The sequence below is a fragment of the Thermomonas paludicola genome, assembly GCF_024498955.1.
In the GTDB taxonomy this organism is placed as follows: Bacteria; Pseudomonadota; Gammaproteobacteria; order Xanthomonadales; family Xanthomonadaceae; genus Thermomonas; species Thermomonas paludicola.
On the sequence record NZ_CP093311.1, the window covers coordinates 123919 to 146148 of the forward strand.

The following is a 22230-nucleotide window of genomic DNA, read 5'->3' on the forward strand; positions in this document are numbered from 1 at the left end:
CCTGCCCGCCGCAGCCGTCGTCCATAATGGCCGCGATGCCCAATCGCCAGACTCCCGACCAAGCCGGCCTGTTCGACACGCTAGCGCATGCAGACACCCCGGCCGACGCCCGCATCGACACCGATGCAAAAGCGCCGTCGGACGAGGCTGCGGCAGGCGCACCGTTGCCGCTGCCCGGGTTTCTTGCTGCGGCCAGCGAAGCGTCGCCTGCGGCATTGCCGCCGCCACAACAGGCAGGCAAGGCCCGGACACCGCTGTGGGCGCGCCTGCTGGGGCGCCCGCTGTCGCCCTGGCTGAAACTGGACATCGAAGCCGACCCGCAGGTCGCGGCTGCGGCCTTGCGCCCGGTCTGCTACGTGCTGGAAGACTACGGCCTGTCCAACGCCCTGATCCTGCAGCGCGCCTGCCGCGAAGCCGGCCTGCCGCCGCCGCTGCAGCCCATTGCCGGCGACCCGCTGGGCCGCAAGCGTTCCTATGTCGCGCTGTCACGCCGGCATGCCAACGCGCTGGGGCTGCTGCCCGGCGCCGAGCACAAGACCCATTCCGGCTCGCTGGCACGGCTGCTGGAAGCACACCGCGCCAACCCGGCACTGGACGTGCAACTGGTGCCGGTATCGGTGTTCGTGGGCCAGGCGCCCAAGCGCAGCAGCGGTTGGTTTTCCGTGCTGTTCTCGGAAAACTGGACGCTGGTCGGGCGCTTCCGGCGCCTGCTCGCCATCCTGCTGAACGGCCGCGACACCCTGGTGCAGTTCTCTGCGCCGATCTCGGTGCGCGACACGGTGGCCGAGGGCCTGGAGCCCGAACGTACCGTGCGCAAGCTCTCGCGCGTGCTGCGCACCCATTTCCGGCGCCTGCGCGAGGTGGTGATCGGCCCCGACCTGTCCACCCGGCGCATGCTGGCCGATCAGGTGCTGTCGGCGCCGCAGGTCAAGGAGGCCATCGCCGATCAGGCGCGGCGCGACAAGATCAAGCCGGAAGACGCGTGGAAGAAGGCCAACGGTTATTTCTGGGAAATCGCCGCCGACTATTCCAATACGGTGGTGCGCTCGGCCAGCTTCGCGCTGACCTCGGTGTGGAATCGCATCTACCGGGGCGTGCTGGTGCACCATCTCGACCAGTTCAAGCAGGAAGCCCCCGGCCATGAAGTGGTGTACGTGCCCAGTCACCGCAGCCACATGGACTACCTGCTGCTGAGCTATCTGCTCTACAGCCACGGCATCGTGGCGCCGCACATCTTTGCCGGCATCAACCTCAACCTGCCGGTGGTGGGCACCCTCCTGCGCAAGGGCGGCGCCTTCTTCGCGCGCCGCAGCTTCAAGGGCAACGCGCTGTACTCGGCGGTGTTCCGCGAATACATGGCGCAGCTGGTGGCGGGCGGCTATTCCATCGAATACTTCATCGAAGGCGGGCGTTCGCGCACCGGGCGTTTGCTGCAGCCCAAGGGCGGCTCGCTGGCGATGACCGTGCGCGCCTACCTGCGCCAGCCGTCCCGCCCGGTGCTGTTCCAGCCGGTGTACATCGGCTACGAGAAGCTGATGGAAGGCAGCAGCTACCTGGACGAGCTGTCCGGCAAGCCCAAGGAAAAGGAATCGATCTGGCAGCTGCTGGGCGGCATCCCCAAGGTGCTGCGCAGCAACTACGGGCAGGTGGTGGTGAACTTCGGCGAACGCATCCGCCTGGATCGGATCCTGGCCGAACACGCGCCCGACTGGGATCACCAGCCGGTGCCCGATGATGAAAAACCGGCCTGGTTTGCGCGCACCGTCGATGCGCTGGCGCAACGCATCCAGGTCAACGTCAACCGCGCCGCCGACGTCAACCCGATCAACCTGCTCGCGCTGGCGCTGTTGTCCACGCCCAAGCACGCGATGGGCGAGGCCGACCTGCTGGCACAGATCGCGCTGAGCAAGACCCTGCTGGCCGAAGTGCCGTATTCCGACTGGGTGACGGTGACCCCGCATTCACCGGAGCAGATCATTGCGCACGGCGAAGAGATCGGCCTGATCACGCGCATCCGCCATCCGCTGGGCGACGTGCTGGGCGTGCATGGCGATGCCGCGGTGCTGCTGAGCTATTTCCGCAACAACGTGCTGCACCTGTTCACCGCGTCCTCGTGGATCGCGGTGTGCTTCCAGAACAACCGCCGCATGGGCCGCCGGCAGCTGCAGCAGATCGGCCGCACCCTGTATCCGTTCCTGCAGGCCGAGCTGTTCCTGCCCTGGAACGAGGACACCTTCGCCAGCCGCATCGACCGCACCATCGAAGTCTTCATCCGCGAGGGCCTGCTGGAGCAGGTCAGCGACGAGGACGGCGGCATCCTGCAGCGCAACGCCGGGCAGAGTGACGAGGTGTTCCGCCTGCGCGCGCTGGGCCACACCCTGCAGCAGGCGTTCGAGCGCTACTACATCGCCATCAGCGTGCTGGTGAAGAACGGCCCCGGCATCCTCGGCGCCGGCGAACTGGAAAGCATGTGCCAGCTCACCGCGCAGCGCCTGTCGCTGCTGTACGCGCCGGCTGCGCCGGAGTTCTTCGACAAGGCGCTGTTCCGCAGCTTCATCCAGCAACTGCGCGAACTGAAGCTGGTCTGGCCCAGCGACACCAGCAAGCTGATGTTCGATGACCGCCTCAAGGCGTGGGCGAAGGATGCCCGCGTGGTGCTGGGCCGCGAGCTGCGCCACACCATCGAGAAAATCACCCCCGACAACGGCCGCAGCACGGGCGAACGCCCGGCGCTGCCTGCCGCGCCGGACGCCGCGCCGGAGCAACCGCAAGACTGACGCCGGCAGCGTGCCGACGCCGTGCGGGCGTCAGGCCGGCTCGTCGGGAATCAGCGCGTTTTCCAGCCAGGCGATCTGATCCTTCAGCAGCAACTTGTGCTTCTTCATCCGCTTGAGGATCAGCTCGTCCGTCTGGATGCTGGCCTGCATGCCGGCGATGGCGGCGTCCAGCTCGCGGTGCTCATGGCGCAACTCGGCCACGCGCCGGGCCATGCGCGAAAGCTCCGCCGGATCCAGGGACTGGTTCATGCGCCGAGCATAGCGCGCCGGGGCCGCGCCTGCGGCAGGTAAAATGCACCGGCATGAACATCGATCTTCCCCTCGCCGAACCCCAGCCCGTCGCCCAACGCCGCAAGCATGAGAGCGACAAGCTGGCCAAGCGCCTGCGTCACCAGGTGGGCCGCGCCATCGCCGATTTCGGGATGATCGAAGCGGGCGACAAGGTGATGGTCTGCCTGTCCGGCGGCAAGGACAGCTACACCCTGCTGGACGTGTTGCTGCAGCTGCAGAAGAAGGCGCCGGTGGAATTCAGCATCACCGCGGTCAACCTGGACCAGAAGCAGCCCGGTTTTCCCGGGCACGTCCTGCCCGATTACCTGCGCGGCATTGGCGTCGATTTCCACATCATCGAACAAGACACCTACTCGGTGGTGAGCCGGGTGATCCCGGAAGGCAAGACCCAGTGTTCGCTGTGCTCGCGCATGCGTCGCGGTGCGCTGTACGCCTATGCGGAGGCGCAGGGGTTCACCAAGATCGCGCTGGGCCATCATCGCGACGACCTGGTCAACACCTTTTTCCTCAACCTGTTCTTCCATGCCAAACTGGCGGGCATGCCGCCCAAGCTGCTCAGCGACAACGGCAAGCACGTGGTGATCCGCCCGCTGGCCCATGTCCGCGAGGCCGACATCGAAACCTATGCCGACAGCCGGGGGTTTCCGATCATTCCCTGCAACCTGTGCGGCTCGCAGGAGAACCTGCAGCGCAAGCAGGTCAAGCACATGCTGGCGCAGTGGGAGAAGGACAGCCCGGGCCGCATCGAAACCCTGTCGCGCGCGCTGGGCGACATCCGCCCGTCACAATTGAGCGATGCCAACCTGTTCGACTTCAAGGCGTTGGGCAAGCACGGCGACTGCGCCATGCCCGATGCCCACGCCTGGCTCGCAGGCGGCGAGACGCAACGCGACGACGATTGACGCCGCATCATCGTCATTCCCGCCTTCGCGGGAATGACGGAAACAGCACCCCACCCCAGCTCTCCCCTGCTTGCAAGGGAGGGGCACAACCAGGATTCCCGATGTTCTTCCGCAATCTCACCCTGTTCCGCTTCCCTGCCGCGCTCGACCTGTCCGACCTCGACGCCCACCTGGCCGAGTGCGCGCTCAAGCCCGTGGGCCCGCTGGAACTGTCCAGCCGCGGCTTCATTCCGCCGTTCGGCCACCACGGCGACGCGCTCAGCCACCGCATCGACGAGTCGCTGTGGCTCACCGTGGGCGGCGAAGACAAGCTGCTGCCCGGCGCGGTGGTCAACGACCTGCTGCAGAAGAAGCTGGCGTCGATCGAAGAGAAAGAAGGCCGCAAGCCCGGCGGGCGCACCCGCAAGCGGATCAAGGATGAACTGATCATCGAGCTGCTGCCGCGCGCGTTCGTGCGCCCGGTGCGCAGCGATGCATTGCTCGATACCGCGCTGGGCGTGATCGCCATCGATACCTCCTCGCGCAAGAACGCGGAGTCCGTGGTGTCGGAAGTGCGCCGCGCACTGGGAAGTTTCCCGGCGCTGCCGGTCAATGCGGAAGTCGCGCCGCGCGCGATCCTGACCGGTTGGCTGGCCGGCGACCCGCTGCCGGAAGGCCTGTCGCTGGGCGACGAATGCGAGTTGCGCGATCCGGCCGATTCCGGGGCGGTGGTGAAGATCCAGCGCATGGAGTTGTCCGGCGAAGAGATCAACAAGCATCTGGAGGCCGGCAAGCAGGCCACGCGATTGGCGCTGACCCTGGATGACCACGTCAGCTTCGTGCTTGGCGAAGACCTGGTGGTGCGCAAGTTCAAACTGCTGGACGGCGCGGTTGACCAGCTGGAATCCACCGATCGCGACGACATCGCCGCCGAACTCGATGCGCGCTTCGCGCTGATGGCCGGCGAGTTCAAGCGCCTGTTCGCGGTGCTGGAAAAAGCCTTCAAGCTCAGCAAGGCGGAGTGAGCCGCAGCGCCGGCAGACCGCCATTCGCTAGACTTGACGCATGTCGTCCCTGCTGCGCCTGTTTCCCTCGTTCCGCGCCACGCCAAAGGCGCCAGCGGTGCAGCGCGACAGCGTCGAAATCGCATTGGCCGACGGCCGTCGCATCGACATCCTGCGCGTGCGCGATCCGCGGGCGCGCAGGATCAAATTGGCGGTGGACGAACGCGGCGCGCGGCTCACCCTGCCGCTGCGCGCCAGCCGCGCCGAAGGCGAGCGCTTCCTGCACGAGCACCGCGCCTGGCTGACGCAGCAGCTTGCACTGCAGGCGCAGGCTGGCGGCGACGGCTTGCGGCGCGACGTCACCGGCGCGCTGCCGCTGCGTGGCCACCAGCTGCCGCTGCGCTGGGAAAGCGGGCGCGCCACCCGGCTGGAACAGGACGCGGCGGGCACGCTGCGCTTCCTGGCTCCGGCCAGGGCCGGCGACGCTGCACTGCGGCGCGCGCTGCAGGAGTTCTATGAGGCCGAAGGGCGCGCCGACCTCGGCCGCTGGTTGCCGGCCTACCTGCCCGGGCTGCCGCACCCGCCGCGGCGAATCGTGTTCAAGCGGCCCAGCACGCTGTGGGGCTCTCTGGCGCCGGATGGCACCGTGGCGCTCGATCTGGCCCTGCTGCTGGCGCAGCCGGCCGCATTCGAATACGTGCTGGTCCACGAGCTTTGCCACCTGCTGCACCGCGACCATTCGCCGCGCTTCTGGCACGCAGTGGAGCTGCGCTTTGCGGACTGGCGCGAGCAGCGCGCCTACCTGCGCGAGGAAGGTCGCGGGCTGAAGGCGCGCCTGCGCCAGCTGCTGGCCGGTTGAGCGGAAATCCCGCGTTCTTCGTTAGACAATTCACGCACCGGGGATGCCGTTCATGAACACCAACTGCCGCCGCTTGCTCGGCTTGGCCCTGATCGCCGCGGTCATTGCGCTGCCGGCCTGCAAGAAAGCCGCGGAACGCGTGACCGAAGCCGCCATTGAACACGCCACCGGCGCCCGGGTGGACAAGGATGGCAACGCGATGACCATCAAGACAGAGAAGGGCGACGTGAAAATCGTCAGCGCCGATGCGAGCGGCAACGTGGCCTTGCCGGCCGGCTTTCCCTCCGACATCTATCTGCCTGGCGAGCGCAAGGTCGCCAGCGTGGTGGACATGGCCGGCATGCAAATGGTCAACCTGACCGCGCCCGGCGCCATCGGCGAGCTCTACGCCGAGGCCGACAAGGCCATGCAGGGGGGCGGCTGGAAACGCGAAATGGCGATGCAGTCCAACGACGGCAGCACCCTGATGTTCAGCAAGGACAAGCGCCAGGTGTTCTATCAGCTGGTCAAGGCCGACGGCGGCGGCACCCAGTTGGCCATCCGCACCGGCACCAACGAATAAGCCTCAGCGGGCGACGAACGCGTCGATTGCCGCAGCCACCGCATCGGGCTGCTGCATGTGCAGGTGATGCCCGCCGGGGAACGTCTGCAGGCGCCCCTGCGGCAGCAGCGCCACGCGCCGCCGACGTTCCGCATCCGCCAGATATGGCTGGGCGGGGTCGGCGAACACGGCCAGCACCGGGCAATCGATGGCCGCCAGCACGTCGTCGATCTGCGCCTGCGTCATCCGGGTCAGCGTGGGCAGGGTCAGGCGCGGGTCGCTGCTCCACACGAAGCCGCCGGGGACGGCGCGCACGCCGCGCTCCACCAGCAGCCTGATTTGCACGTCATCCAGCCCGCTACCCGGCACCCGGCTCGCATTCAGGCGCGCTCGCACGGCGGTGCCGATGTCCGGGAACACGCGCAGGCGCTTGTCCTTGACCACGCGCTGCGCGGTGACTGCGTCGCGCATGCGTTCTGCCGTGCGCGTGGGCAATTCGGCCAGGGCGCCCAGCATTTCGATCGCCACCAGGCGCTCGATCCGCTCGGGGCAGGCCGCCGCCAGCAGGCTGGCGATCCCCGCGCCCATCGAATGCCCGAGCAGGGAAAAGCGCTCCCAGCCCAGCGCGTCGGCCACGTCCAGCACCGCCGCCAGCGCCACGCTGAAGCCGTATTCGGTGCCTGCCGGCAGGTGTGCGCTGCGGCCGTGGCCCGGCAAATCCAGCGCCACCAGATCCAGCCCGCGCAGACGCGCCGCCAGCGGAACGAAGCTGGCGGCATTGTCCAGCCAGCCGTGCAGGGCCAGCACGCGGGCGCCGTGGCCGTCGTTGCGCAAGGCGCTGACGCGGCCCAGGGCGATGTCGAAGCCAACCTCGCGCATCACGTCCACCCTGCCGCCTGCCGCGCAAGCGCCGCCAATGCGTCGGCATGCGCGCCGTCCGCGTTGAGGCAGGGGATGTAGCGCAGCGATTGCCCGCCGGCCGCGCGAAACGCGTTCGCGTTCTCCACCGAAATTTCTTCCAGCGTCTCCAGACAGTCCACCGCAAAGCCGGGGCAGGCAACATCCACGGTGCGCACCCCCTCGCGCGCCAGTGTTTCCAGCGTGGGCAGGGTGTATGGCTGCAGCCAGCGTTCGCGTCCGAAGCGCGATTGGAAGGTCAGCATGAGTTCATCGCGCGGCATGCCCAGCGCCGCGGCAATCGCCACCGCGCTGGCCTCGCACTGCGCCGCATACGGGTCGCCCCCATCCACCAGCCGCTGTGGAATGCCGTGGAACGACAGCAGCAGGCGTTCGCCGCGCCCGTGCGCAGCCCAGTGCGCGCGGATCGAGCCGGCCACTGCCGCCGCCCAGCCGGCATCGGCGTGATAGTCGTGCAGCATGCCCACTTGAAAACCGGACCCGTGCGCGGCGATCGCATCGGCCACGCTGGCCGTGGTGGTGGTGGAATACTGCGGATACAGCGGCAGCACGCGCAGCTGGCGCACGCCTTCGGCGCGCAGGCGATCCAGCACTGCGGGCACGGACGGCTCGCCATAGCGCATCGCGTGCGCCACCCGCCAACCCGGCAAGCGTGCCGCCACTTCCTCCGCCAATGCCGCCGTGTGCACCGCCAGCGGGGAGCCGCCGGGCAACCAGATCTGCGCATATTTGTGCGCCACCTTGGGGCTGCGCAGCGGCAGGATCACGAAGTGCAGCAGCGGGCACCACAGCCAGCGCGTCAGCTGGACCACGCGGTGGTCGTGCAGGAACTGCGCCAGATAGCGGCGAACCGCGCGGGCAGTGGGCGCCTGCGGGGTTCCGAGATTGACCAGCAGCAGCGCCGGCGGGGCGTCGTGGGCGTTTTTCATGGGCATAGGATCGCATGCAGGCCGGCGCTGCCCGCGTGGCTTATGATCGATTCATCGCGAAACCGCCACGATGCGGCTTCGCCCACCTGTTGCAACGGAGATTCCGATGAAGCCGACGCCGCGCCGCCTGACCCTTGCCCTCGCCGTCCTGCTTGCTGCCGGCAGTGTCGCCGCCGGTGCCCGCGAGGACGTCCGCGCCGACGACGCGGTGCGGGTGATGAAGCAGATCCAGGCCATTCCGGAATCGTCCATCCCCGACCGCCTGCTGGACGAAGCGCGCGGGATCGTGGTGGTACCGGACACCATCAAGGCCGGCTTCATGCTGGGCGGGCGCCGTGGCCTCGGCCTGATGTCGGTGAAAACCGCCAATGGCACATGGTCCAACCCGGTGTTCGTGAAACTGGCCGGCGCCAGCTTTGGCCTGCAAGCCGGCGTGCAGTCGGCCGACGTGATCCTGGTGTTCCGCAGCCAGCGCGGCCTGGACAACATCGTGAACGGCAAGTTCACCCTCGGCGCCGATGCCGGCGTGGCCGCCGGGCCGGTAGGCCGCAACGCCGCGGCCGCCACCGACGGCGCGCTGAAGGCCGAAATCTGGTCGTGGTCGCGCGCGCGCGGGCTGTTTGCCGGCGTGGCGCTGGATGGTGCGGTGCTGTCGATCGACAACGGCGCAAACAGCACCGCCTATGGCGAGGGCGTCACTCCACGCATGATTTTCGAAGGCCGTGCGCCGCAGGCACCGTCCTCGGCGATCGTCGGTTTCCGCGATACCCTGGAAGAAGCCACCAACGCGGCGCGCTTTGCCCGCCAGCGCGCCAACCCGCCGGCGGCAGTCGCCGCGCCGGACGCTTCCGCGGTGCAGCCGCTGGACGCGGGCGCGCCAGCCACGGCCACCCCGCTGCCGCCCGCCAGCAAGCCGTAAGCCGCCACAAATCCGCGTAAAATCACTCGATCGTCAGCAACGGCAAGGCACGCAATCATGGGCGGTTTCAGTATTTGGCATTGGTTGGTCGTGCTGGTCATCGTGCTGCTGGTGTTCGGCACCAAGCGTCTGACGTCGGGTGCGCGCGATCTCGGCAAGGCGGTGCACGAATTCAAGAAGGGCATGCACGGCGACGATGGCGACACGCCGGCGCCCCGGCTCGGCGAGGACAAGCCGGCGCCGGCACCCACCGAACAGCGCGAACGCGACGACGCCGCGCGCTGACGCCGCAAGGCGCCGTCGATGTTCGATTTCTCCTTCGGCGAAATGCTGGTGGTCGCGCTGGTGGCGCTCATCGTGCTGGGTCCGGAACGCCTGCCCAAAGCCGCGCGTTTCGCCGGGTTGTGGGTGCGCAAGGCGCGCGCGCAGTGGTATGCAATGAAGAACGAACTGGAGCAGGAGCTGGCCAGCGAGGAGCTCAAGCGCAGCCTGCAGGAAACCCGCCAGGCGCTGCAGGACGCCGAGGCGCAGCTGCGGCAGGCCTCCGCAGACCTGCCGAAGGCCCTTGAACCACCGCCTGCCGTGGACACCCGCCACGATGACTGACGGCGCCGCAGACAACGAGCGCCCGCTGATCGCGCACCTGCTGGAGCTGCGCACGCGCCTGCTGCGCGGCGTGGCCGGGCTGATGCTGGTGCTGCTGGCATTGCTGCCCTTCGCCAATCGCCTGTACGCCCTGCTGGCGCAGCCGCTATTGGCCAAGCTGCCAAAAGGCGGCCAGCTGATCGCCACCGAAGTGGCGTCGCCGTTCTTCGCGCCGATGAAGCTGGCCTTTTTTGCGGCGCTGATGGTCGCGATGCCATGGCTGCTGTATCAGGCATGGGCGTTCGTGGCACCGGGCCTGTACAAACGCGAAAAACGACTGGCCCTGCCGCTGCTCAGCTCGGCGCTGGCGCTGTTCTACGCCGGCTGCGCGTTCGCCTACTTCCTGGTGTTGCCGATGGTGTTCGGCTTTCTGGCGCGGGTCACGCCCAGCGGTGTGGCGATGATGACCGACATCAGCGCCTACCTGGATTTCGTGCTGGTGCTGTTCCTCGCCTTCGGGCTGGCCTTCGAGCTGCCGGTGGCGCTGGTGATCCTGGCGCTGCTGGGCTGGGTGACGCCGGCGCAGCTGCGTGAAGGTCGCGGCTACGCGGTGGTCGGCATCTTCATCGTGGCGGCGCTGCTGACCCCGCCCGACGTGGTCAGCCAGCTGATGCTGGCGATCCCGATGTGCCTGCTCTACGAAGCGGGCATCATCGCTGCCAAACTGGTCGCACCGGGCAAACAGGCCGATGGAACCGCTGCCTGAACGCAACCCGGCGGGGTTCTGGGCGCGCAGCGCCGCATGGTCGCTGGACGCTGTCTGCCTGCTGCCGCTGGCGCTGCTGCTTGGCGCATCGCCGATACGCGCGGCATTGGTGCAGGCCAGCGCAGCCTTCTCCGCACTGTCCGCCGACATGACTCGCCTGCTGGATGCGGCGCTGGCGCAGGGGCAGATCCCCACCGCGCGGGTGCTGAGCTGGCTGCAGGATCCGCGCTTGCTGGCCAGTATCGACCAGCTGCAATCGGCGCTGACCCTGCTGTTGATCCTGCCGCTGCTGTTCTACGCCGCGCTGGCCGGCCTGTGGTCGGTGGGTTTCGAGGCCTCGGCGTGGCAGGCAACGCCCGGCAAGCGCGCACTGGGGCTGGTGGTCACCACCGCCCACGGTGGCCGCCTGTCGCGCCGGCAGGCACTGCTGCGCTTTGCGGCGGCCGGCGTGTCCTGGCTCAGCCTGAATCTGGGGCACGCGATGGCGGCGTTCGCGCCGCACCTGGCCCTGCACGACCGGCTCAGCCACAGCCGCGTGCTGGCCGCACGTCCGGGGCTTCCGCTGTGGGCCAGGGCGTGGCTGGGCCTGCTGGCGACAGGGTTCCTGCTGGGAAGCGTGCTGGCGTTTCGCTGGTTGCAGGGGTGGATGCTGCAGGCGGCGGGCGCGGCCTGATTCAGGCCTCGAACGTGTGCGGGGAGGGCAGCGTGGCCGGCGCTTCGCCAAACGTGTCACGCCACGCCAGGTAGGCGCCGCCTGTCACCAGCACCAGCACCACTGCGGCAAAGCCGAGTATCGCCAGCATCGTCACCACCACGCCCACAACGGGGTGGAGCATGCTGCCCAGCGTCGCCAGCAGCGCCACCCCCAGCGCGGCCGCGAGCGCCCCCACCAGCAGTGCGCCGATGAACAGCACGCCGGCCAGCATGTTGGGGGCCGCGTTGCGCACCAGCGCCCGCAGCGCAGCGACAAGCGCAGCGCCCGGATGGCAGCCGGAAAACAGCATCAGCGGAATCGCGAGCAGCAACAGGCCATAGCTGAAGTAGTTGAAGCCCATCTGCAGCAGGAACAGCAGCCCGGGATGGTGCGGCTCGGGCAATGTCGTCGTCGCGCCCTGCATCGCCGACTGCATCGCCTGCAGGTAGTCGCGCCAGTAATCACTGCCCGCAATGGCCATCAACAGCATCCCGCCGATGACCGTCAGCACCATTTGCGCCACCCCCAGCCATGCCAGCCGCCGTCCATGCGGCGTGCGCAGCGGCGCGAACACGTCGCGCGCGCGCGACGGTCGCCCGGCCTCGGTTTCGCGCACCACGTGCATCACCCCGCCCAGCAGGATCGGCACCAGCAACACCACCAGCGCGGTCAATGGCAATGCCACCGCCATCATCGCGCCCACGCCAACCCCGTTGCCCGGCCCGGCCGCATTGACGCCACCCACCAGCAGCGCCAGCACCAGCACCATCAGCAGGACGGCGGCATACAGCGCCGCGATCATCAACAGGGCGGCGCCCAGCACCGCGCGCGGGTTTCGTGCGCCCAGATCAATGGCCTGCCGAAACCACACCCAGCCCTGACTGACCGGCAACCTGCGAATGTCCATGCTGCGCCTCGAAATGAAGCGCACAGGATACCGGAGCGCCGGTCAACGCCGCGCGAGGCGAACGAAGCGGCGCAACACGGCGCGCGCGTCCGGCGCGGCGCTGACCTCGGCCGCCAGCTGCCGGCTGCAGCGCCCTTCGCCGGCCAGTGCCTCCGCGCGTGCGCGGATATAGCCGCGCATGTGGGTGGTGCTGAATTCCGGGTGGAACTGCACGCCCCAGGCGCGCTCGCCCCAGCGAAAGGCGTGGCAGGCATCATGCGCGTTGCAGGCCAGCACGTCAGCGCCCGGCGGCGGGCGCAGCACGCTCTGCAGATGGGTGGCCTGCGCCGGGAAACGTGCCGGCAATCGGGAAAACAGCGGATCGGCGCTGGCGCTGGTCTGCAGGTCAATGCAAACGGTGCCCATCTCGCGTCCGTTCGGGTTGTAGCCCACCTCACCGCCCAGCGCATGCGCCAGCAACTGATGGCCGTAGCAAATGCCCAGCAGCGGCAACCCTGCATGCGCGGCCTCGCCAAGCCAGGCCGCGCTGCGCTCGCTCCACGGCAGACGCTCGGTGACCATCGCCGCCGAGCCGGTGATCAACACCCCGGCAAAGCCTTCGCGCGACGGCAAGGCATCGTCTGCGGCGGCATCCACCACCACGGCCTCGTCACGGCCCAGTCCTGCGGCCACGCGTATCCAGTGGGCGAAGCTGCCGTAACGACGCATGCTGGGCGTTGGCTGCCCGGTTTCAAGGATGAGGAAGGGCGTGGTCATCAGGGTCTCGCTCCTCCCCTTTGCGCGCAGCGCAAGGGGGAGGTTGGGAGGGGGGGCGGCTCTTGGCGGTGGAAAGGCACCCCTCCCCGACCCTCCCCTTCGCCTTCGGCGAAAGGGAGGGAGTGGAAGCGGCGCACTTATACTAAACGGCTACGCCGCAGCATCGTGCATCCATGACCGTCGCCATCACCTTCCAGCAACTCGTCTCGCGCCTCAACGCCTACTGGGCGGAGCAGGGCTGCGTCCTGATCCAGCCGCTGGACCTCGAGGTCGGCGCCGGCACCTTCCATCCGGCCACCTTCCTGCGCGCGCTGGGCCCGGAGCCGTGGAACGCCGCCTACGTGCAGCCCAGCCGCCGCCCCACCGACGGCCGCTACGGCGAGAACCCCAACCGCCTGCAGCGCTATTACCAGTTCCAGGTGGTGATGAAGCCCAGTCCCGACAACATCGTCGAGCTGTACTTCGACTCGCTGAAGGCACTGGGCATCGACCCGCTGGTGCACGACCTGCGCCTGGTCGAGGACAACTGGGAATCGCCGACGCTCGGCGCCTGGGGCCTGGGCTGGGAGGTCTGGCTGAACGGCATGGAAGTGACCCAGTTCACCTACTTCCAGCAGGCCGGCGGGCTGGAGTGCCGCCCGGTGCTGGGCGAGATCACCTACGGCCTCGAACGCCTGTGCATGTACCTGCAGAACTGCGACAACGTCTACGACCTCATCTGGACCTACGGCCCGGACGGGCTGCCGGTGACCTACGGCGACGTCTATCACCAGAACGAAGTCGAGCAGAGCACCTACAACTTCGAATACGCCGACGTGGCCGAGATGTTGCACCGCTTTGATGCCTGCGAGGCGGAAGCGATGAAGCTGGTCGAGGCCGGCCTGCCGCTGCCCGCCTACGAGCAAGTCACCAAGGCCAGCCACAGCTTCAACCTGCTGGACGCGCGCCGCGCGATCTCGGTGACCGAGCGCCAGCGCTACATCCTGCGCGTGCGCAAGCTGTCGCAGGCGGTGGCGGAAAGCTCACTTGCGGCGCGAGAAAAGCTGGGCTTCCCCGGCGTCAAGGATCCCGCGAAGCGCAAAGCGCTCGGACTCGATGCCACGCCGCAGGTGAACGCATGAACATGCAACCCCTTCTGATCGAACTCGGCACCGAAGAGCTGCCGGTCAAGGCGCTGCCGGGATTGGCGCAGGCGTTCTTCGACGGCGTGCTGGCCGCGCTGGACAAGCGCGGCGTGGCGGTGGAGCGCGGCGACGCCAAGCCGCTGTACTCGCCGCGCCGGCTGGCGGTGCTGTTGCCGGGCGTGGCGACCGAGCAGCCGGAGCAGACCTCCGAGGTGCTGGGCCCGTACCTCAACATCGCGCTGGACGCCAACGGTGCGCCGACCAAGGCGCTGGAGGGCTTTGCCGCCAAGGCCGGCGTCGAGTGGACCGCGCTGGAGAAAACCCGCGACGCCAAGGGCGAGCGCTTCGTCCACCGCGCCACCACGCCGGGCGCGCTGACCCTCGACCTGCTGCAGGGCGTGCTGGACGAGGCGCTGGCCGGCATGCCCATTCCCAAGCCGATGCGCTGGGGCGCGCACGCTTACGGTTTCGCCCGCCCGCTGCACTGGCTGGTGGCGCTGCTGGGCAACGAGATCGCTGATGTCGAAGCGCTGGGCATCCGCGCCGGCCGCGACACCCGCGGCCACCGCTTCCATCACCCGGACGCCATCGCCATCGCGCAGCCGCAGGACTACGTGGACGCGCTGCGCGGCGCCAAGGTGCTGGTGGATGCCGACGCGCGCCGCGCGCGCATCGTCGATGAAGTCGAACGCGCGGCCAGCGCCGTCGGCGGCAGCGCCCGCATCGACGCCGGCAACCTGGAGCAGGTGAATTGCCTCAACGAATGGCCGGTGGCGGTGGCCTGCGCGTTCGAACGCGAGTTCCTGGCGGTGCCGCAGGAAGCGCTGGTCGAGACGATGGAGGCCAACCAGAAGTTCTTCCCGGTGCTGGATGCCAGCGGCAAGCTCACCGAGAAGTTCATCGGCATCGCCAACATCGAATCCAAGGACCCGGCGGAAATCCGCAAGGGCTACGAGCGGGTGATCCGCCCGCGCTTCAGCGACGCCAAGTTCTTCTTCGACGAGGACCTGAAGCAGGGCCTGGCGTCGATGGGCGACGGGCTGAAGACCGTCACCTACCAGGCCAAGCTGGGCAGCGTGGCCGACAAGGTGGCGCGCGTGGCCGCGCTGGCCAAGGCCATCGCCGCGCAGGTCGGCGCCGATGCGGCGCAGGCGGAGCGCGCGGCGCTGCTGGCCAAGAACGACCTGCAAAGCCGCATGGTCAATGAGTTCCCCGAGTTGCAGGGCATCGCCGGCCGCTACTACGCACAGCAGGCGGGCGAACCTGATGCGGTGGCACTGGCGATCGACGAGGCCTACCGCCCGCGCTTCGCCGCCGACGACATCGCGGCATCAACGCTGGGCAAGGTGCTGGCGATTGCCGAACGGCTGGACACGTTGGCCGGCGGTTTTGCCGCGGGCCTGAAGCCGACCGGCAACAAGGACCCGTTCGCGCTGCGGCGCAATGCGCTGGGACTGGCACGGACGATTATCGAGAGCGGGTTCGAGCTTGATCTGAAGTCCCTTACTGGCGAAGCACTGGAACAGGTTTATCAAGCAAAGCTGTGGGCAGCTCTCGACGATAAAGCTAAAGCCGCGAAGACCGCTAAAGAGAAGGGCGTTGCTGTTGAGGACTATCAAACAGCAGAAGTTGTTGGCGGAGGAACGCCTGGCCGCATTGATGAAATTTACGACTTCATCCTCGACCGCCTGCGCGGCTACTACGCCGACAAGGGCGTGCCGGCCTCGCAGTTCAACGCGGTCGCCGAGCTGAAGCCGGCCTCGCTGTACGACTTCGACCGCCGCCTCGATGCCATCGGCACCTTCGCGCAGCTGCCGGAGGCTGCCGCGCTGGCCGCCGCCAACAAGCGCATCGGCAACATCCTGAAGAAGGCCGACATCGACATCCCGGCGATGGAGGACGCGGCGCTGCTGTCCGAGCCCGCCGAGCTGGCGCTGGCCGAAGCGGTGGAAGCCGCCTACGCCGAGACCGGCCCGGCGCTGGCGGTGGGCGATTACGTCAGCGTGCTGACCCGTCTGGCGGCGCTGCGCGCGCCGGTGGACGCGTTCTTCGACGCGGTGATGGTCAACGCCGACGATCCGAAGGTGCGCGCCAACCGGTTGGCGCTGCTGCAGCGGCTGGCCAGCCGGCTGGGCAGCGTGGCGGCGATTGAACATCTGTCGGTGTAAACCCACTCACTCCCCTGCGAATGCAGGAAGACTGCTGCTCTTGCTCCCTCCCCTGCTTGCAGGGGAGGGTTGGGGAGGGGTTCGCGCTTCGTCGCGAAAACGCAACCCCTCCGCTGCGCAAGGGGGGAGACAAGCATCCAGGTTAATCGTCCGTTGACGCCGCATCGGTATCCTGCGCCGATGCCCCCTGCCCGCACACGCCTGCCGCTTCTTCTCGCCTGCTGCCTCGCCGCCGCGCCCGCCCTGGCGGCGAAGGTGACGAAGGTCGATATCCAGGGCCTGCCGAACGCGGCGATGGAAGACAACGTGCGCAGCGCGCTGTCGCTGCAGAACGAGCTGGGCAAGACTCTGCGCCCGCGCCGGTTGCGCTACCTGCTGCAGGTTGCCGAAGGCGAATCGCGCAGGGCGCTGGAGCCATTCGGCTATTACTCACCCACCATCCATGTGACCCGCAGCGATCGTCCGGCGCCTGCCGATGCCGACAACGGCGAAGGCGCCGACGAGGCCGCGGACAACGCAGGCGACAACGCCGGTGCCGTCACCACCCACCGCGCCGACGATCAGCCGCTGACGGTGACGATCCGGATCGAACCCGGCGCGCCGGTGCGCGTGCGCGGCCTCGACCTGGGCATCGACGGCCCTGCCGGCAAGGACGCCGCCGTCGCCGGCGCACTGGCCGCATTCCAGCCACGCAAGGACGACATCCTCGACCATGCACGTTACGAGGCCAGCAAGGCGCAGGTGAACCTTGCGCTGCTCAATCACGGCTATTTCGATGCCGATTACGGCAGCCACCGGGTAGAGGTCACTCGCGCGCAGCTGGCCGCCGACATCGCGCTGCGCTGGAACAGCGGCATCCGCTACACGCTGGGCGACGCACGCTTCAGCCAGACGCCCGCGCCCATCATCGACCCGCACCTGTTGCGCAAGCTGGTGCCGTGGCAGCCCGGCGAGCCTTACGACGAAGCCGAGCTGGATCGCCTGCGCGCGTCACTGGTGGCGCTGGACTACTTCGGCCTGGTGGATGTGCAGGCCGCGCCCGGTCAGGCGGCCAGCGGGCAGGTGCCGGTCAACGTGGAGCTGACCCCGGCCAAGCGCAGCATCTACACCGTGGGTGCCAGCTACGGCACGCTCAGCGGCGCGGGCGTCAGCCTCGGCGTGGAGCGCCGCTATCTCAACCGGCACGGACACAAGGCGCTGGCGCAGATCGACTATGCCGAAAAGCGCAAGACCGCCACCGTGCAATACCGCATTCCCGCGTTCGCGTGGCTGGACGGCTGGTACACCGCCAGCCTGCAGGCCGCCGACGAGCAGACCGCTTACGTCAACAGCCGGCGGCTGGAACTGGTGGCCAGCCGCAACGGGCAGTACAGCGCGCATCTGAACCTGGTGGCCTCGCTGCACGTGCTGCGCGAGCGCTGGGCCTATTCCAGCCTCACCCGGCCGGTACCCAGCTTCACCTTCGCCAGTTTCGTGTTCCCCGCGCTGCGCGCCGAATACATCGACGTGGACAACCGCATGGCGCCGCGTCGCGGCATGGGCGCCGGGCTGACCTTGCGTGGCGGCAAAGGCGGCGCCGACGGCAAGGCCACGTTCTCGCAGTTGCTCGCCAACGTGCAGTGGTTCCACGGCTTCGACGCCGACAGCCGCTTGATCGCGCGCGGCGAATTGGGCCACACCTTCACCCGCGACGTGCTGAACCTGCCACCCAGCCTGCGCTTCTATGCCGGCGGCGACCGCAGCGTGCGCGGTTACGGTTGGCACGAAGTCGGGCCGCGCATCAGCACCGGCGCCGGCGACTATTTCACCGGCGCGCCCAACGTGCTCACCGCCAGCCTGGAATACGAACGCTACTTCTTCGGTCCGTGGGGCGCGGCGGTGTTCGTGGACACTGGCAGCGCATTCGAAGGCAAGCATGCCGATCTGCACACCGGCGTCGGCGTCGGCCTGCGCTGGCGCTCGCCGGTCGGGCCGGTGCGCATCGACATCGCGCACGGGCTGAAGTCGCCGGATTCGCCGATCACCCTGCACCTCAACATCGGGGCGGACCTGTGAGCCTGCGCGAGCGCTACCAGCGCTATCGCCGCCATGGCCTGCAACCGCTGCCTGCCGATGCAAGCAGCGAGCAGCGCGAGGCGCGCATCGCGGAATTGCGCATGCTGCGCCGCAAGCGCCGGCGCAAGATCGCCCTGCGCGGCGGCATCGCAATCGCGCTGGTCACCTGTGCGATTGCAGTGCTGGCGTATTGGCTATTGACCACCATCGGCGGCCGCGACGCCCTGCTGCGGCAAATCGTGGCGCGCCTGCCGGCCGGTACCGAACTCCGCTGGAAATCCGCTGAAGGCCCGGTCTCCGGGCCGCTGTTGCTGCGCGGCGTGCATTTCTCGATGCCGCGCCAGCGCGACCCCGACTGCGTGCCCAGCGATCGCGCCAGCTGCGCGATGGGGCGAATCGTGTTCGACGCGGACACCGTGCTGGTGGATCCCGCGCTGCGCCCCCTGCTTGGCCGCACCTTGCGCCTGGATGCACTCGCCATCGCGGGCGCCACGCTCGACCTGCCGCACGACGCTACCCCGTTCAAACTGCCCCGCTGGCCCGACGTGCTTCCGCAAATCGCGCCGCCGCTGGCCCTGCAGGCCGACACCCTCCGCATCGACGGGCTCAGGGTCGTGCAGGAAGGCGAGCCATTGATCGACATCCAGCGCGTGCGTGGCGGGCTGGACGCAGGCAACGGTCGCCTGCATGTGGAGCACGTCCGCATCGACAGCGATCGCGGCCGCTTTGCCGTGCATGGCGACTATGCGCCGCGCGACAATTTCCGCAGCGATGTCATCGCCAGCGCGGTGCTGCCGGCGCCCGCAGGACGCACGCCGGCGCGCCTGGGGCTGGTGGTGCGCGGCGACCTGGCGAACATGGTCGTCGCCATTGGCGGCACCGCGCCCGCGCCGCTGCACGCCACCCTGACCCTGCGTGGCAAGGACGCGCCACGCTGGCAGCTGCGGGCAGGCAGCGCGGCCCTCGACATCGGCCTGCTGACGGGGGGCGATGCGGCCTCGCTGCCGCTCGCTTTCACGCTGCAGGGCGACGGCGTGGCCGGCAACGCCACCCTGCAGGGCAAGGTGGAGCAGGGCGGCTTCAGCGCGATCCTGCTACCCTCCAGGCTCAGCCTTGAAGATCAGGTGCTGCGCCTGCATCCGCTGGTGGTGGAGACATCGGGCGGCCGCATCAGCGCGCAAGGCGATGCCGACCTGCGCGATGCCCGCCACGCCTCCGTCAACCTCACCCTGGCGGCGCGTGGCTTGCGCTGGACCAGCGCCGATGGCGCGACCGCGATTGCCGCCGACGCCGACCTTGGCCTGGCCGGAAAACTGGAGCAGTGGTCGCTGAAGGGGCAGGCACGACTGCAGCGCGGCCGTGGCAATACCGACGAGCGCGCCGTGCTCGATCTCATCGGCAGCGGCAATCGCGACGGCTTGCGGCTGGAGGTGCTGCACGTGGCCATGGCGCAGGGGCAGTTGGCCGGCAGCGGTCGCGTCGCGTGGTCACCGGCGCTGGCATGGCAGGCAACCGCGACGCTGGCCGGTTTCGACCCCGGCTATTTCGCGCCCGACTGGCCGGGCGCCATCAAGGGCACCCTGCACAGCCACGGCCAGCGCCGCCAGGACGGCAGCCTGCAGGCGCGGGTGGAGGCCACGTCGCTTGGCGGCACGCTGCGCGGGCGCGCATTGTCCGGACGCGCTGCGCTGGAGGTCGATGGCAACCGCTACAGCGGCGACGTCGCGCTGGCACTGGGCGAAAGCCGGATCGAGGCGACCGGCACGGTGGCCGCCAACATCGACGTGGATGCACGCGTTTCGCCGCTGCGGCTGGACGACCTGTTGCCCGCCGGCAAGGGCAGCCTGCGCGGCACGCTCCGCCTGCGCGGCCCGCGCAACGCACCGGATGTGGCGGTGGATCTGGCCGGCAGTGGACTGGCGTTCGGCGATTATCGGGCGGCAACACTGCAGGCGTCGGGCACGCTGCCGTGGCAGCGCGGCCACGGCAGCCTGCGTATCGACGCCGCCGATGTACAGGCCGGCGTGCCGTTGACGCACCTGCACGCCAGCCTGACCGGCGCGGTGGAAGATCTGCAATTCGATGTCGGGGCTGCGGGCGATCCGGGCGCGCTGGCCGTGCGCGGCGATGCGCGCAAGCAGGGCACGCGCTGGCAGGGCCGGTTGCGCCAGCTGACGTTGCAGCCGACCCGGGGCGCGGCATGGACGCTGCAGCAGCCGGCGCAATGGGCGTGGGATGGACGCAGCGGCACGCTGTCGCAGGCCTGCCTGCAGTCCGGCATCGGCGGCGCGCTGTGTGCCAGCGGCGACTGGCCGCGACGCGGCATCGATCTGCGCGGCAACGGCTTGCCGCTGGCATTGGCCAATGCGTGGTTGCCGGCGCGCGACGATGGCCGGCCGTGGCTGCTCGACGGCAATGCCAACGTCCTGGCCCAGGTGCGCCCGCAGGGCACTGCGTGGCGCGCCACCGCCACGCTGGAATCCGCCAGCGGCGGCATTCGCGACCGCGCGCGCGCGCGCCGCAACCTGTTCGGCTTTCGCGATCTGGTCGCCAGCGCCACGCTCGACCCGCAGCGCATCGAGGCCACCGTGGGCGCGGCGCTGGATCGCGATGGCCGCATCGACGCCCGCCTCGCCACCGGCTGGGACGCCTACGCGCCGCTGACGGGCGCACTCAAGGCCAGCATCCGCGAACTCACGTGGCTGGAATTGTTCTCGCCCGACATCGTCGAACCCGCCGGCAAACTCGACCTCGATGTGCGCCTGGCCGGCACCCGCGCACGCCCGCTGCTGGGCGGCACTGGCCAGCTGAGTGAATTCGCCACCGAACTGCCCGCCCTCGGCATCGCGGTTCAGGGCGGCGATCTGCGCCTGCAGGCACTGAATGACGGCAGCGCGCTGATCGATGGCAGCCTCGGCACCGGCAAGGGCCTCCTGCGCGTCGAAGGCAGCCTGGGCTGGCAGGACGATGCCACCCCACTGCAGTTGCGCCTGCACGGCAGCGACGTGCTGCTGGCCGATACCCGCCAGGTGCGCATCCTCGCCTCGCCGGACATCCGCCTCAGCTACCGCGCCGGCGCGCCGCTGCAGCTGCGCGGCAACATCGGCGTGCCCGAGGCCGATCTGCATCTGGAGCGGCTGGACATGGGCGTGTCGCCCTCGCCGGACGTGGTGGTGCTGGATCCCGCCGACCCAACCCAAGCCGCCACCCCGCTGGCGCTGGATCTGGACGTGGTGGTCGCGCTGGGCAACCGGGTCCAGCTGGATGGCTATGGCCTGACCGGCACGCTGGGCGGCAGCCTGCGCGTGCTGCAGCCACCGGGCCGCGATCTGCGCGCCACCGGCGTGCTGGCGGTGGGCGGCCGCTACCGCGCCTACGGTCAGGATTTGCGCATCACCACCGGCAAGCTGATCTGGTCGAATGCGATTGCCGGCGATCCGCTGCTGGACATCCGCGCCCAGCGCGAGGTTGGCGCAGTGACGGTCGGCGTGCAGGTCAATGGGCGGGCCTCGGCGCCGCAGGTCAGCGTCTGGTCGATGCCGGCGATGAGCCAGTCGGAAGCGCTGGCCTACCTCACCCTGGGCCGCCCGCTGCCCAGCCTGAGCAGCCGCGAGCTGCAGCAGCTCGACGTGGCCAAATCCGCGCTCAATGCCGGCGTGGGCCTGCTGACCGCCAAGCTGGGTGCGCGCATCGGCCTGGACGATGCCGGAGTGAGCACCTCGCGCGCACTCGGCGCCGAAGTGCTGGGCGTCGGCAAATACATCTCGCCAAAACTCTATGTCAGCTACGGCGTGTCCCTGCTCGGCACCGGCCAGGTGGTCACGCTCAAGTATCTGCTGCGCAAGGGCTTCGACATCCAGATCGAATCGTCCACGGTCGAGAACCGTGCATCCGTGAATTGGCGCAAGGAAAAGTAGCGCGGCACAAAGACCGCGGCCGCGCTGCCGGTGCTTCCTTGCGGCTGCAAAACCGCATGGCAACGGGCCCCCAGCAGGCGCAGCCCGTCATGCCGGCCGTTCCGGCATGACGGGGATACGCCACGCGCCCGAGCGACCA

At 69.0% G+C, this 22230-nt stretch carries 18 protein-coding genes and 1 pseudogene; 14 read left to right on the top strand and 5 right to left on the bottom strand.

All coding sequences use genetic code 11. From position 1 onward, the window contains the following. Window positions 1–35 precede the first annotated feature (35 nt). A complete protein-coding gene (plsB, locus tag LIW09_RS00560) occupies window positions 36–2777 on the top strand; it encodes a glycerol-3-phosphate 1-O-acyltransferase PlsB (protein ID WP_256646058.1) in 2742 nt (913 codons plus the stop codon). Between the two features lie 30 nt (window positions 2778–2807). On the opposite strand, the gene LIW09_RS00565 is transcribed toward plsB, so the two are convergent. Beyond that, a complete protein-coding gene (locus LIW09_RS00565; protein WP_256646059.1) occupies window positions 2808–3026 on the bottom strand; it encodes a YdcH family protein in 219 nt (72 codons plus the stop codon). 53 nt (window positions 3027–3079) lie between these two features. Here LIW09_RS00565 and ttcA point away from each other — a divergent pair, with 53 nt between their 5' ends. From ttcA to LIW09_RS00585, 4 genes are all read left to right on the top strand, one after another. After that, window positions 3080–3970: a tRNA 2-thiocytidine(32) synthetase TtcA gene (gene ttcA / locus LIW09_RS00570; protein ID WP_256646060.1), complete on the top strand. Its 891-nt coding sequence runs from the start codon at window positions 3080–3082 to the stop codon at window positions 3968–3970. 101 nt (window positions 3971–4071) lie between these two features. After that, the gene (locus LIW09_RS00575; protein WP_256646061.1) at window positions 4072–4974 is read left to right on the top strand and encodes a recombination-associated protein RdgC; all 903 of its coding nucleotides are present in this window, start codon (window positions 4072–4074) and stop codon (window positions 4972–4974) included. Window positions 4975–5014: 40 nt separating this feature from the next. Continuing rightward, window positions 5015–5812 (top strand): M48 family metallopeptidase, encoded by a 798-nt coding sequence (locus tag LIW09_RS00580; protein WP_256646062.1) that lies wholly within the window; start codon window positions 5015–5017, stop codon window positions 5810–5812. 52 nt (window positions 5813–5864) lie between these two features. Then, on the top strand, window positions 5865–6374 hold the full coding sequence (locus LIW09_RS00585; protein WP_256646063.1) for a hypothetical protein: 510 nt from the start codon (window positions 5865–5867) through the stop codon (window positions 6372–6374). A gap of 3 nt (window positions 6375–6377) precedes the next feature. Here the strand turns inward: LIW09_RS00585 and LIW09_RS00590 are convergent, their stop codons facing one another. Next, on the bottom strand, window positions 6378–7232 hold the full coding sequence (locus tag LIW09_RS00590) for an alpha/beta fold hydrolase (protein WP_256646064.1): 855 nt from the start codon (window positions 7230–7232) through the stop codon (window positions 6378–6380). Continuing rightward, window positions 7232–8200, bottom strand: a complete 969-nt coding sequence (gene hemH / locus LIW09_RS00595) for a ferrochelatase (protein WP_256646065.1) — start codon at window positions 8198–8200, stop codon at window positions 7232–7234. The genes LIW09_RS00590 and hemH overlap by 1 nt, the downstream gene beginning before the upstream one ends. A gap of 106 nt (window positions 8201–8306) precedes the next feature. On the opposite strand from hemH, the pseudogene LIW09_RS00600 reads away from it, so the two are divergent. From LIW09_RS00600 to LIW09_RS00620, 5 genes and pseudogenes are all read left to right on the top strand, one after another. Further along, window positions 8307–9113, top strand: a pseudogene (locus tag LIW09_RS00600) (lipid-binding SYLF domain-containing protein); the annotation flags it as partial. 63 nt (window positions 9114–9176) lie between these two features. Then, window positions 9177–9404 (top strand): twin-arginine translocase TatA/TatE family subunit, encoded by a 228-nt coding sequence (gene tatA, locus LIW09_RS00605; protein WP_256646066.1) that lies wholly within the window; start codon window positions 9177–9179, stop codon window positions 9402–9404. Window positions 9405–9422: 18 nt separating this feature from the next. Continuing rightward, complete coding sequence (tatB, locus tag LIW09_RS00610; RefSeq protein ID WP_425507895.1) at window positions 9423–9725, top strand: Sec-independent protein translocase protein TatB; 303 nt, start codon at window positions 9423–9425, stop codon at window positions 9723–9725. Beyond that, window positions 9718–10470, top strand: a complete 753-nt coding sequence (tatC, locus tag LIW09_RS00615; RefSeq protein ID WP_256646067.1) for a twin-arginine translocase subunit TatC — start codon at window positions 9718–9720, stop codon at window positions 10468–10470. Before tatB ends, tatC begins: the two co-directional genes overlap by 8 nt. After that, on the top strand, window positions 10454–11143 hold the full coding sequence (locus LIW09_RS00620) for an RDD family protein (protein ID WP_256646068.1): 690 nt from the start codon (window positions 10454–10456) through the stop codon (window positions 11141–11143). The genes tatC and LIW09_RS00620 overlap by 17 nt, the downstream gene beginning before the upstream one ends. Before the next feature lies 1 nt (window position 11144). Here the strand turns inward: LIW09_RS00620 and LIW09_RS00625 are convergent, their stop codons facing one another. After that, window positions 11145–12071 (bottom strand): hypothetical protein, encoded by a 927-nt coding sequence (locus tag LIW09_RS00625; RefSeq protein WP_256646069.1) that lies wholly within the window; start codon window positions 12069–12071, stop codon window positions 11145–11147. Window positions 12072–12113: 42 nt separating this feature from the next. Further along, window positions 12114–12830: a glutamine amidotransferase gene (locus LIW09_RS00630; protein WP_256647104.1), complete on the bottom strand. Its 717-nt coding sequence runs from the start codon at window positions 12828–12830 to the stop codon at window positions 12114–12116. Window positions 12831–13000: 170 nt separating this feature from the next. On the opposite strand from LIW09_RS00630, the gene glyQ reads away from it, so the two are divergent. The 4 genes from glyQ to LIW09_RS00650 all read left to right on the top strand — a co-directional run bounded on the left by glyQ (window position 13001) and on the right by LIW09_RS00650 (window position 22091). Next, complete coding sequence (gene glyQ, locus LIW09_RS00635; protein WP_256646070.1) at window positions 13001–13948, top strand: glycine--tRNA ligase subunit alpha; 948 nt, start codon at window positions 13001–13003, stop codon at window positions 13946–13948. A gap of 2 nt (window positions 13949–13950) precedes the next feature. Then, window positions 13951–16119 (top strand): glycine--tRNA ligase subunit beta, encoded by a 2169-nt coding sequence (gene glyS / locus LIW09_RS00640; protein ID WP_425507919.1) that lies wholly within the window; start codon window positions 13951–13953, stop codon window positions 16117–16119. Window positions 16120–16374: 255 nt separating this feature from the next. Then, window positions 16375–18174, top strand: a complete 1800-nt coding sequence (locus tag LIW09_RS00645; RefSeq protein ID WP_256646072.1) for an autotransporter assembly complex protein TamA — start codon at window positions 16375–16377, stop codon at window positions 18172–18174. Beyond that, window positions 18171–22091: a translocation/assembly module TamB domain-containing protein gene (locus LIW09_RS00650; protein WP_256646073.1), complete on the top strand. Its 3921-nt coding sequence runs from the start codon at window positions 18171–18173 to the stop codon at window positions 22089–22091. Before LIW09_RS00645 ends, LIW09_RS00650 begins: the two co-directional genes overlap by 4 nt. The last annotated feature ends 139 nt before the right edge of the window (window positions 22092–22230 follow it).